This is a genomic window from Sphingobacterium sp. xlx-130 (genome assembly GCF_011007405.1).
GTDB lineage: Bacteria > Bacteroidota > Bacteroidia > Sphingobacteriales > Sphingobacteriaceae > Sphingobacterium > Sphingobacterium luzhongxinii.
The window spans coordinates 160,931-171,883 of record NZ_WFKN01000010.1; the positions used below are offsets into that span (position 1 = coordinate 160,931).

Annotated in this window: 12 protein-coding genes; 9 read left to right on the forward strand and 3 right to left on the reverse strand. The window is 39.6% G+C overall.

Annotated features, from left to right (window positions below; genetic code table 11):
• Positions 1 to 140 precede the first annotated feature (140 nt).
• The 5 genes from G7B18_RS16565 to G7B18_RS16585 are packed head-to-tail and all read left to right on the forward strand — an operon-like array spanning position 141 to position 4,828.
• Entirely contained in the window at positions 141 to 1,550 is a 1,410-nt protein-coding gene (locus tag G7B18_RS16565; protein ID WP_164111414.1) for a tetratricopeptide repeat protein, read from the forward strand.
• Complete coding sequence (locus tag G7B18_RS16570; protein ID WP_164111412.1) at positions 1,547 to 2,299, forward strand: shikimate dehydrogenase family protein; 753 nt, start codon at positions 1,547 to 1,549, stop codon at positions 2,297 to 2,299. Before G7B18_RS16565 ends, G7B18_RS16570 begins: the two co-directional genes overlap by 4 nt.
• 6 nt (positions 2,300 to 2,305) lie before the next feature.
• Positions 2,306 to 2,881: a gliding motility lipoprotein GldD gene (locus G7B18_RS16575; protein WP_164123494.1), complete on the forward strand. Its 576-nt coding sequence runs from the start codon at positions 2,306 to 2,308 to the stop codon at positions 2,879 to 2,881.
• Positions 2,882 to 2,939: 58 nt separating this feature from the next.
• Positions 2,940 to 3,581 carry an MBL fold metallo-hydrolase gene (locus G7B18_RS16580; RefSeq protein ID WP_164111408.1) on the forward strand — a complete coding sequence of 214 codons (642 nt, stop codon included), beginning with the start codon at positions 2,940 to 2,942 and terminating at the stop codon, positions 3,579 to 3,581.
• Positions 3,578 to 4,828: an FtsX-like permease family protein gene (locus G7B18_RS16585; RefSeq protein ID WP_164111407.1), complete on the forward strand. Its 1,251-nt coding sequence runs from the start codon at positions 3,578 to 3,580 to the stop codon at positions 4,826 to 4,828. Before G7B18_RS16580 ends, G7B18_RS16585 begins: the two co-directional genes overlap by 4 nt.
• Before the next feature lie 5 nt (positions 4,829 to 4,833).
• Here G7B18_RS16585 and G7B18_RS16590 read toward each other — a convergent pair whose 3' ends face one another.
• Together G7B18_RS16590 and G7B18_RS16595 are read right to left on the reverse strand one after the other, a co-directional pair.
• Positions 4,834 to 5,481: a carboxypeptidase-like regulatory domain-containing protein gene (locus tag G7B18_RS16590; RefSeq protein WP_164123496.1), complete on the reverse strand. Its 648-nt coding sequence runs from the start codon at positions 5,479 to 5,481 to the stop codon at positions 4,834 to 4,836.
• Between the two features lie 69 nt (positions 5,482 to 5,550).
• Positions 5,551 to 5,826 carry a NifU family protein gene (locus tag G7B18_RS16595; RefSeq protein WP_164111402.1) on the reverse strand — a complete coding sequence of 92 codons (276 nt, stop codon included), beginning with the start codon at positions 5,824 to 5,826 and terminating at the stop codon, positions 5,551 to 5,553.
• A gap of 215 nt (positions 5,827 to 6,041) precedes the next feature.
• On the opposite strand from G7B18_RS16595, the gene G7B18_RS16600 reads away from it, so the two are divergent.
• From G7B18_RS16600 to coaBC, 3 genes are read left to right on the forward strand one after another with little or no spacing between them, the layout of a single operon-like run.
• Positions 6,042 to 6,962, forward strand: a complete 921-nt coding sequence (locus G7B18_RS16600; RefSeq protein ID WP_164111400.1) for an outer membrane protein assembly factor BamD — start codon at positions 6,042 to 6,044, stop codon at positions 6,960 to 6,962.
• Between the two features lie 25 nt (positions 6,963 to 6,987).
• Positions 6,988 to 7,317, forward strand: a complete 330-nt coding sequence (locus G7B18_RS16605) for a DNA-directed RNA polymerase subunit omega (RefSeq protein WP_164111398.1) — start codon at positions 6,988 to 6,990, stop codon at positions 7,315 to 7,317.
• 12 nt (positions 7,318 to 7,329) lie between these two features.
• Positions 7,330 to 8,550, forward strand: a complete 1,221-nt coding sequence (gene coaBC, locus G7B18_RS16610) for a bifunctional phosphopantothenoylcysteine decarboxylase/phosphopantothenate--cysteine ligase CoaBC (protein WP_164123498.1) — start codon at positions 7,330 to 7,332, stop codon at positions 8,548 to 8,550.
• A gap of 17 nt (positions 8,551 to 8,567) precedes the next feature.
• Here coaBC and G7B18_RS16615 read toward each other — a convergent pair whose 3' ends face one another.
• Positions 8,568 to 9,935 (reverse strand): methyltransferase RsmF C-terminal domain-like protein, encoded by a 1,368-nt coding sequence (locus G7B18_RS16615; protein ID WP_164111393.1) that lies wholly within the window; start codon positions 9,933 to 9,935, stop codon positions 8,568 to 8,570.
• 99 nt (positions 9,936 to 10,034) lie between these two features.
• Here G7B18_RS16615 and G7B18_RS16620 point away from each other — a divergent pair, with 99 nt between their 5' ends.
• A complete protein-coding gene (locus G7B18_RS16620) occupies positions 10,035 to 10,418 on the forward strand; it encodes an SRPBCC domain-containing protein (protein WP_164111391.1) in 384 nt (127 codons plus the stop codon).
• Positions 10,419 to 10,953: the final 535 nt, after the last annotated feature.

Genomic DNA, 10,953 nt, shown 5'->3' on the forward strand with positions numbered 1-10,953 from the left:
TAATAAGCCGTCCCGAAATTCGGGACGGCTTTATTTATTTTAAACCTTTTCCTCTTTTTACACTCTGTATGTTAATATGTGGAAAAGAAATTTGAATAGGTTTAATTTAAAAAGTGTATTTTTCACTAAATAGATACGATATGGAAGAGGAATTTGAGTTTGGATCGCCGGAGGAGCAAAAGGAATCTGTAAATCGTTACGAAGAAATGATTCGGAATGACGATCAATACTTCTTTGACTCGGCGGCTTTTGATAGTATTATAGACTACTATACGGAAAAAAATGATCCGTCAAAAGCACTGCAAGTGATTGATTTCGCCAGCAATCAACATCCTTTTGAGACATCTTTCCTTCTAAAGAAGGCACAACTTCTTGCTTCTATTCAACAGTACGAAAAGGCGCTAGAAGCCCTACTCAAGGCCGAATTGCTCGAGCCCTCAGATGGCGATATACAGCTTATCAGAGGATCTATCTTCGCATCTACCGGTCGATATCAGGAGGCCGAAGAAGCGCTCTTGGCAGCGCTTTCCAATGCAGAAAATAAGGAAGATGTCTATTATCAACTAGCCGGTCTCTATCAGCTACAGGGTAATTATGAGAAAGCGGTCACCTTCTTACGAAAAACACTAGAGATCAACTTAGAAAATCAAGATGCACTCTATGAACTGGCTTTTTGTTATGATATCCTAGATAGGCAAGAAGAGAGTATCACATTTTACAATGAATTTATTGATAGAGACCCCTACTCCTTCATCGCTTGGTATAATCTTGGCAACGCGTATCATAAAATGTCACGCTTTGAAGAGGCAATCGATGCCTATGATTACTCCATTTTAATACAAGAAAACTTCGCCTCAGCGTACTTCAATAAAGGTAATGCCTTAGTCAATCTAGACAAATACTCCGAAGCAATCCTCGTCTATAAACAAACATTTGAGTATGAACCGCCAAATGCAGACACCTATTGTGCTATTGGAGAATGCTACGAGAAACTCGAGCAGATGGATACCGCAAGAGATTATTATAAAAAGGCGGTTAAACTAGACAGTGCCCTATCAGACGCCTGGTTTGGTATTGGTGTCACACTGGACTTTGAGGAGCGTTACTTTGAGTCGCTACATTTTTATAAAAAGGCATTGGAGCTCGAAGACGATAACCCAGACTATTGGTTTGCAATAGCTGATGCTAGATATAAGCTGGGACAGGTGGAAGAATCTGAAGCGGCCTATTCTAAGGTCGTTGAGCTTAATCCTACAGATATTGATGCCTGGTTGGATTTTTCGTCGATATACTTTGAGCAAAAAAAACTTATAGAAGCTATCGAAACCATGTCTGAGGCTATAAAGTGCAATCCAGACAGCGCCGAATTATATTATAGACTCGTTGCCTATCTATTTGCCAATGGTCAGTACAACGAAGCACTTAATTTTCTAGAATTGGCCCTTTCATTCGGACCAGAGAAGCACCATATTCTTTTTGATTATTTGCCTCAGCTGCAAGGAAACCCGATTGTTTCAGAAATTATAAAAAAATACACGTCCAATTCATGATAAAACTAGGTTTAGTAGGATTCCCATTAGGGCACTCGTTCTCAAAAAACTATTACTTAGCAAAATTTGAACAAGAACACATTACAGGAATAGACTATGACCTCTACTCCCTTCCAAATATTGACGAGTTTGCAGATCTAGTCCGTAAGGATACCCGTTTTCATGGATTTAATGTCACGATACCATACAAACAGTCTATTCTTAAATTCGTTGACAATCTTTCTCCCGAAGCTGAAGAAATAGGAGCCGTAAACTGCCTCACCATACATCGCCGAGACGACACTACAATCGCGATAAAAGGATACAATACGGATGCGTTCGGTTTTCAAAAGTCATTAGAACCTTTGCTAACCCACAAACACCATCGTGCACTTGTATTGGGCAATGGCGGAGCAGCCAAGGCTATTTGCTATGTCCTCAATAAATTGGACATTCCTTATTTACTAGTTAGCAGAAATCGCGAAAATGGCGACATTACATATAGTGACTTGGATCAAAAAATCATTGAAGCTCACCAAATTATCATAAATTGCTCTCCTGTAGGTACATTTCCAAATGCAGATGAGTGTCCTAACATTCCCTATGAATTTATTACCGCCGATCACCTGCTCTACGATTTAATATACAACCCAGAAGAAACCCTTTTTCTACAGAAAGGGAAAGAGCGACATGCTGTCATCAAAAATGGTTACGAAATGTTGGTACTACAAGCGGAAAAAAACTGGGAAATATGGAAGAACACTTTTTAAGCGGCCATGTTTAAGATACACTTTTTGGGGGCGATATTTTTTCTTTTTTTTGCATGTAACAGCCGGGATTACAGCCCAAAGCCTCGTGGCTTTCACCGGGTAGTCTTTCCTGAGCACAGCTACCATACGCCCAAAACAGGCTGCCCCTTTTCCTTTGAAATACCAATTTACAGTATCCTCACTACAGACGAAAACAGGAACGCTATGCCGTGTTGGAAAAATCTAGATTTTCCACAGTTCAACGCCAGACTCCACCTTAGTTATTTTAATATAGGGCCACATTCTACACTTGAACAGCTTACAGAAGATGCACGAACGTTTGTCTTCAAACACACCACCATGGCTAGTGCTATCGAACAAAAAGATATATTTATAAAAGAGCAGAATATCTATGGTCTCGAATATGAAATTCAAGGCAATACGGCCTCTAACTACCAGTTTTTTATCTCTGATAAATCAAAACACTACCTACGTGGAGCATTGTATTTTAATGAAAAGCCACATTTGGATTCAATACAACCGGTCTTAGATTTCGTAAAAAAAGACATAAGGCATTTAATTAACTCAACGAAGTGGCAATAACATTTTGTTTTTAAAACAGGGATTCGTGAATACAAAGCTTTTTGGTTAAGTTTGAATTATGATTAGCATAGAAACAATAACTTTCAATCCATATCAGGAAAACACCTACGTCCTCTATGACGAAAACAAAAACTGTATAATTGTTGACCCAGGGATGCATAATCACCTGGAAGAAAAACAATTAAAGGATTTTATTGCACAAAATCAACTAAAACCGCAAATATTACTCAATACACATTGCCACATAGATCACGTTCTTGGGAACCGCTTTGTTTATGAAGAATGGGGGCTTAAACCGCAGTTCCACGAGGGAGAAGTACCTGTTTTAGTCGCTGTTCAAAACTATGCGCCCCAGATGGGTATCAGATACGAGACATCCCCAATACCGGATGCCTTCTTAAGCGACAATCAGGAGATCGCTATCGGAGATCATAAGCTAAAAGCGATACTCGCTCCCGGTCATTCACCTGCTCACCTTTGTTTTTATTCTGCTGAGGATAACTTTCTTATTGGGGGAGATGTCCTATTCCGGAACAGCATAGGTCGCACAGACCTACCTGGAGGTGATCATGAGACGCTGTTACGATCCATCACGCAACGGATATATACACTTCCAGCTGAAACTGTTGTATATCCAGGCCATGGGCCGAGTACCAGTATAGACTTCGAAAAACGAACAAATCCATTTGTGCGCGGATGAAATCATTAAAAATCCCCTTACTTTTTGCCACTCGGTATCTCTTCTCTAAGAAATCAGTAAACGCAATAAATATAATTTCAATTATAAGCATTGTAGGGGTATTTGTTAGTACGGCTGCACTAGTTATTGTTTTATCCTTCTACAACGGTATGGAGAAGTTTATTCTATCCATGTACAGCAGCTTTACTCCCCACCTGCGAATTGAACCGAAGGAGGGAAAAACATTTTCAAAAGAACTCCCTTCCTTTAAAACCCTGGCAACTTCTGCCGAAGTAAAAAATTATGTTGAACTACTGGAAGATAAAATCCTGGTTCAATACGATCAGCAACAGTTTGTGGGCAAGCTGAAAGGCATGGCTCCTTCGGCGCTAACGGCTCAAAGTGAAAAAGATATTCTGCACGCTGGAAAATTCTCCATACGCGATGATACGACGAATTACGCTTTGATCGGAGCACAGATACAATCTAACTTACAAATACCGCTCAGCGGTTTTTATAACCATGTTGATCTATATTTCCCGAGACGTTCAGCTTCTATCAATAACCTCAATCCTTTAGAAGATTTCAATATAAGAAATATAGCGGTGAATGGTGTCCTGGCTTATCAGCCGGAGTTTGACAACATTATCATAGTACCGATGGATTTTGCAAGAGAAATATTAGACGAACCCGATAAGATCTCTGCCATCGAAGTATACCTAAAAGACTCTAGTAAAACGTCTAAAGTTCAAAAAGAGCTTAAGAAGGAACTGGACCAAGATTTCTACATTAAAAATAGAGAACAGCAAAATCCCACGCTTTACAAAACGGTCAAGTCCGAAAAATGGATTGTTTTCTTCATACTTACATTCATCGGTATCATTGCTATTTTCAACATTATAGGGTCTCTAACGATGCTAGTCATCGACAAAAAAGAAGACATGAAAATCCTACAACACCTCGGAGCTGAAAAGTCCATCGTAGAGCGAATTTTCTTCATAGAGGGTATGCTCATTGCTCTTATCGGAAGTGCCTTCGGTATCGTAATTGGTTTTCTATTCTGTAAACTACAAGAGAGTTATGGCTTCATACGCACAGGAGAAATGGAAGGGTCTTTGATCGATGTCTACCCCATTGACATACGTTTACAAGATTTTGTTATTGTCTTTGCAACAGTCTTCGTATTATCCGTATGTGTGTCATACTTTTCCTCGAAGCTCAGTGTTCGCGAGATAGGTCGCATCACCGACATCAAAAACGCGGATTGAAAATATTAATACTTTAACTTTTGCCTACTATAATCTCCACGCTGTATCTGATTAATCAACTGTGCCCATGCAAACGGGTTTAAAAGAGGATTAGCATATCTTTGATTGATATTCTTATTCGTCATATTAATATGACGCTGTGTAGAATTAAAGTTCTGTATCTCGTCTGCGTTTCTTGGCACTATCCGAGCTAGTGCTGCCATCGCCTCTGGACTAATATTATTTCGTGCTGATGCCACGGGATCATACCCTTCTTTCATACCCATAAAATCTGCCACGTAGTCTTCATAGCTAGCCCAAGGAAAGGGAGTAACGGCAGGTAGCTCGATAACCAAACTCCGCATTTGAATATGTGCCGTGAATTTATCGCTGGCGACATGTGGAACCACAAACGTAAGTGGATCATATCCTACGCTTGAAAACCGTATGGTATCTCCACTATGAGCTACAAATGAAAAGTAGCCGTCATTATTAGAAATAAATGTCTGATTATTAAAAGAGGTGTTTTTAATGGTTACATAGGCTACAGGTAGATCAGATCCAATAGAAGAAATCAATCCACTAAACTGAACCAGATTTTTGCTTTGCGCATGAACAAACAGGCCATTCAAAGCAAAAAATAAAACAAACAAATATTTTAGATATTGTAGCATTCTAACAAAAATAGTTAAACACGTAATACCTTGCTGTTAAAATGTGTTAACCGAGAAACAACAATTTCGTTACAATTGATTGGGGGATGTCGCATTAGGATCATCCATATCTGTTATGTTTATGGCTTCTACCGATACAATCTCAGGGACTGCTTTCATGATAGCCTGTTCTAACCCTGCTTTGAAGGTCATGATACTCATTGAACAACTTGCACAAGCTCCCAACAATCTCAATCTAACGATATTATCATCAGTAATCTCTTCGATTCTTACATTCCCACCATCAGTCTCTAAATAAGGCCTTAATGTATCTAATGCTTGTTCGACTCTTTCGCGTAAGGTCATTTTATAAATACTTTCGTTCTGTTTCCGTAAAGATAAATAAATATTTACTCATTTTGAAATCAGTCCCTCATTTCTAGCAATGTGATGACAGATGTTAACATAAGGGTTAAAGTATGTTAAACGCTTGATACGGCCACACTAAGTGGATTAAAATCAAGTAAATTGCAGACTGAAATTTAATTGAATATTATCTTTAATTGACGTATCTTTGTAAAATGTTTTTAAATAGACGCACAGGAGTTATAATAGCCTTTTTACTGGCTGCATTTTTTTTCACTGGCTGTAAAAGTAAGTTTGAAAAACTTAAAAACAGCAATAATATAGCCATGAAGTATCAAGAGGCTGTAAAATTTTATGAAAAAGGCAAGTATTCGAAGGCTTTAATCCTATTTGACGATTTAGCAGAAAAGTACCGTGGTCGTGCGGAAGCGGAAGATTTATATTATCTCCGCGCAAATGCCAACTACCGTATCAAAGATTACACTTCTGCTCGGCACCATTTTAAAACTTTCGCCAGCATCTACCCAAGCAGTCCTCGCGCTGAAGAGTGTAGATATATGGCTGCTTATTGTTATTATATTGAATCTCCACGTTCCAATCTAGATCAGGAAAACACACGCAAGGCCATCGATGAATTACAACTTTTTGTAAACTATTATCCGGAATCAGAAAGGGCAAAAAAAGCAGGTGAACTCATACAAGATCTACGTGAAAAATTAGAGAAAAAGGCCTTCGATAATGCCAAACTCTATTATAATATGGGGCTATCAGACGATTACCGTGCTGCTGTAATAGCGCTTGAAAACGTACTAAAAGACTTCCCTGACACAAGATTTGCAGAAGAGATTGAATACTTAATTGTAAAGTCACAATACTTGTTTGCAGACAACAGTTACCCGAATAGACAAGAGCAGCGTTTCAATGATGCCATAGATTATTATGAGACGTTTGTTGATCATTATCCAAGTAGTAAGTACCGTGCTGAGTTAGATGGTTTGAAATCTAGTGCAGATAAGAAAATTGTGTTCGCCATTCGAAGGATGAATGAGATCAACAAGCAGATCGAAGAACAGAACAAAGAACTAGGCATCACCGAAGTGTCCAAAGAAGCTACAGCAGCAGAAGGAAAAAAATAGAATATTTACATATATATAAATAAATATGAGTCAAGCAAAAAACACCGCCGTTCCAAACTCTACCGTAACTAGAGATTTAAGAGAGTTGGATCAAGCTACGGACAATCTGTACGAATCTATAGTTGTAATTAGCAAAAGAGCGAACCAAATTGGTGTGGAGATAAAGGAGGAGTTGAATTCCAAATTGGCAGAATTTGCTAGCAACAATGACAATTTAGAAGAAGTTTTTGAGAACCGCGAACAAATCGAAATTTCAAAACACTACGAGCGTCTACCAAAAGCAACTCTTATTGCTATCGATGAGTTTTTGAATGATAAAGTCTACTTCAGAAATCCATCCAAAGAACAAGATTAAGACTGAAACATCATGTCTTCTCTAAAAGACAAAAATATTGCACTTGGCGTATGCGGCAGTATAGCCGCATACAAAATAGCTTCTTTGGTACGTTTGTTAATCAAACAAGGAGCTAATGTTCAGGTCATAATGACCAAAGATGCAGCCGAGTTCATTACTCCCCTGACACTTTCCACGCTTTCAAAAAATCCAGTATTAATTGAATATTACGATAAAAAAACTGGTGTATGGAACAATCATGTAGAGCTAGGACTCCAAGCAGATCTAATGATCATCGCACCGGCATCGGCCAATACGATATCCAAACTAGCGAATGGCCTTTGTGATAACTTGCTAACAGCGACTTACCTATCTGCCAAGTGTCCAGTATACCTTGCTCCGGCAATGGATCTAGATATGTGGAAACACCCTGCGACACAACACAACATACAGAAGCTTCTTTCCTACGGAAATACGGTTATCCCCCCAGGAGATGGAGAACTAGCTAGCGGCTTGGTTGGAGAGGGGCGTTTGGCAGAACCGGAAGAGATTATTAACTTCCTACTTTCTCACCTAAACCCAGAACTCCCCTTAAAAGGCAAAAAAGCGTTAGTTACAGCTGGCCCTACCTACGAAGCTATTGATCCTGTCCGCTTTATTGGAAATCATTCTTCCGGAAAAATGGGCTATGCCCTGGCAAAGCGTTTACAGGAGCTCGGAGCTGAAGTTACCCTAATATCTGGCCCTACGGCACTGCAAGCTCCGAAAAACACATTAAAAATAGACATCCAGACAGCTCAACAAATGTTGCAGGCCTGTCAGCAACATTTTGCCGATGCAGATATTATCGTTATGAGCGCAGCTGTAGCTGATTATACCCCAATAGACGTAGCGCCTCAGAAGATCAAAAAGAAAGCGGAAGATTTTTCAATTCAGCTCAAAAAAACAACAGATATCCTAGCCTTTTTAGGTTCAAATAAAGCGACACACCAAACCTTGGTTGGCTTTGCGCTAGAAACAGAAAATGAGCTAGAGAATGCTAAAGGAAAACTATCACGCAAAAATCTAGACTTCATTGTCTTAAATTCCATGCAAGACAAAGGTGCCGGCTTCGGTACCGACACGAATAAAGTCAGTATCCTCTCCAAAAGTGGAGAGATCAGAGACTTTACCCTAAAAACTAAAGCAGAAGTTGCTGATGATATATGCCAGGTTATAGTACAGCATCAGCAATTGATTGAACAGCATTCTTAATTTGCCTACTATCGTTTCTAGAGATTAGCGATACGTACTTCTTTGGGATAGTAATTATTAATACGATTTGGCATCGCCTTAATCCAGCCTATATCCATGCCTTCATATCGCACAATAACCCAGCCCTTCAATCCATCAGGATTAACCGTTGAAGGCAAATTCTCCTTTCTCAGGTACGTTAGCATGTCTTCAAGAGAGAGATCCAAATAGGGAATATCTTTATGGATCCTATTACTTAAAGCGAGGTCATGGCTCGGTATCAGATCCCTTCCAACAACCCTACCTATTTCTGTACCCGCGTTTTTTAAGTATAGTACCTTTTGCAAAGCCGCTAGATCCTGCTCATAGATCTTCGGAAAAATATGCAGTAAATCATGATGCAGAAATGCATACAGTCCTTCCATATTTGCCCATTTTTCGGCTAGCGCCTTTGGCGCTGTATTTTTCTCAATCTTCATCTTCTTTAAAGAAAACGATTCCTGCTCCTCACGTTTCTTAAGTATAGCGCAAAAGAAACCCTCCCCAGCTACTTTATGGGGATAAAAACGATATGTAGAGGCTTTATGCGTCTCTGATTGACTACGTTCTATACCCCAAGTATCATCCACTTCTAGAGATACAGATTCCAAACCGAACGTGTCAATCATCCAATCGACGATATCTTCATTTTCCTCTTTTGAATAAGAACACGTCGAGTAAAATAAGTGCCCCCCCGTTTTCAAAGAGGTTATACTATTCGCTATTATACGTTGCTGTCTCTCGCTGCATAGCTTCACATTTGCCATAGACCATTCATCTATTGCGTTATGGTCCTTATGAAACATTCCAGATCCTGAACACGGTGCATCGACGACCATAAGATCAAAGTATCCGGGCAGACGGCCAAACGCACTTGGATCATTATTAGAAACAATCACATTTGGGTTTCCCCATTTCATCAAATTCTCCCTTAGTACAGCAGCCCTCCCTTTTATAATCTCATTTGCCACCAATAAGCCATCCCTATGTAGGCTCGCATTCAGAAGCGTAGCCTTACCACCAGGAGCGGAACATAAATCCAAGGCTCGGATAGGTTCTAGATGTAAATTCAGCTTTCTAACCACAAAATCCAAAAACATGGAGCTTGCCTCCTGCGAATAATAACATCCGGCATGAAATAAAGGATCCAATGTAAACACGGGTCTTTTTTTAAGATAATATCCACCCTCACACCAAGGAATTGGCTTGTCTATATCTATTAACGACAAATCAAATGCTTTTGCGGGATTAATACGGATGGATGACGTTTTCTGTTCGCTATCGTGTATTGCGACAAAGGCCTTGTAATCAAAATTAGCATCTCCTTGAAGATGACGTACCAGATCTGGGGGGAGTCTATTACTCATATACAAAAATAAAAAGCGAGAATTAAGAATGCAAAACTATGGCGGAATAATATAACAGAAAGAAAGGAATAATATTCTTGATTAGCCTTATCTTTGGGTATGAAAGCATTCAAAAAATACTATATTATCCCAGCAACTCCCGAAGAGATCTACCTCGCATTAACAACAGAAATAACTATTCGTTTATGGACTGGAGATGCCGTCGAAATCGATCCTATAGAAGGCGGAGAATTCTCCCTTTGGGACGGAGGTATTACGGGCAAGTTTTTGGAGTTGGATCCTTTCAAAAAGATTGTTCAGGAATGGTATTTTGGAGATCAAGAGGAGGCTTCAATTGTCACGATCAAGCTCCATGAACATAAAAAAGGCACTTCGTTTGAAGTCAATCATATCAATATCCCCGACGATGCCTACAACGATATTATCGAGGGCTGGAACCAAGAGTATGTAGGTAGTCTTATCGATTTTTATACAGAGGAATAATATAAACACTTGCTTTGATATCCCATCCCTTAAGGAATAAAGATACAGTTTCACACTAAGTCACTTGACAATAGCATGTTACATCCCTATAAACTAAAAACATATCTATCCTAAATACAAATCCTATATCTAAAAGCAATGAATTCCTATCTCACTTCTATTCTTCTATACCATTAGTCTTCTTCTAGATGTAACGTGCCCTGGTTTCACTATCGCAGATCTCTATTCTACTTTTTTTATGACTCTAAATAAGCTTGAGGCCTGTATAGTCTCCCAGGGCCTCTGGAATGCGGGATTATAGGGGTTTGCCGGGCAGCGGTCCAGGGCGGGTATCAATATATCCCCAGAGGGGAACCATTTGGTTGCTATGGGGGTAAATATATAACAAATATACCCGGGGGTGAGGTGTATATCACAAGAAAAGCCCCTCCAGTTTCCTGAAGGGGCTTCGTGTAAAAAAAGGCACCGACCTACTCTCCCACCTGTTACGGCAATACCATCGGCTCTGGCGGGCTTGACTTCTCTGTTCGGAATG

What these genes read in the sequence shown, in the direction of transcription:
- G7B18_RS16595 (WP_164111402.1), bottom strand. Translation starts at nt 5,826, where the DNA reads ATGACCTTACGCGAAAGAGTCGAACAAGCATTAGATACATTAAGGCCT.
- G7B18_RS16615 (WP_164111393.1), bottom strand. Translation starts at nt 9,935, where the DNA reads ATGAGTAATAGACTCCCCCCAGATCTGGTACGTCATCTTCAAGGAGAT.
- G7B18_RS16575 (WP_164123494.1), top strand. Translation starts at nt 2,306, where the DNA reads ATGTTTAAGATACACTTTTTGGGGGCGATATTTTTTCTTTTTTTTGCA.
- G7B18_RS16620 (WP_164111391.1), top strand. Translation starts at nt 10,035, where the DNA reads ATGAAAGCATTCAAAAAATACTATATTATCCCAGCAACTCCCGAAGAG.
- G7B18_RS16570 (WP_164111412.1), top strand. Translation starts at nt 1,547, where the DNA reads ATGATAAAACTAGGTTTAGTAGGATTCCCATTAGGGCACTCGTTCTCA.
- G7B18_RS16585 (WP_164111407.1), top strand. Translation starts at nt 3,578, where the DNA reads ATGAAATCATTAAAAATCCCCTTACTTTTTGCCACTCGGTATCTCTTC.
- G7B18_RS16590 (WP_164123496.1), bottom strand. Translation starts at nt 5,481, where the DNA reads ATGCTACAATATCTAAAATATTTGTTTGTTTTATTTTTTGCTTTGAAT.
- G7B18_RS16565 (WP_164111414.1), top strand. Translation starts at nt 141, where the DNA reads ATGGAAGAGGAATTTGAGTTTGGATCGCCGGAGGAGCAAAAGGAATCT.
- G7B18_RS16580 (WP_164111408.1), top strand. Translation starts at nt 2,940, where the DNA reads ATGATTAGCATAGAAACAATAACTTTCAATCCATATCAGGAAAACACC.
- G7B18_RS16605 (WP_164111398.1), top strand. Translation starts at nt 6,988, where the DNA reads ATGAGTCAAGCAAAAAACACCGCCGTTCCAAACTCTACCGTAACTAGA.
- coaBC (WP_164123498.1), top strand. Translation starts at nt 7,330, where the DNA reads ATGTCTTCTCTAAAAGACAAAAATATTGCACTTGGCGTATGCGGCAGT.
- G7B18_RS16600 (WP_164111400.1), top strand. Translation starts at nt 6,042, where the DNA reads ATGTTTTTAAATAGACGCACAGGAGTTATAATAGCCTTTTTACTGGCT.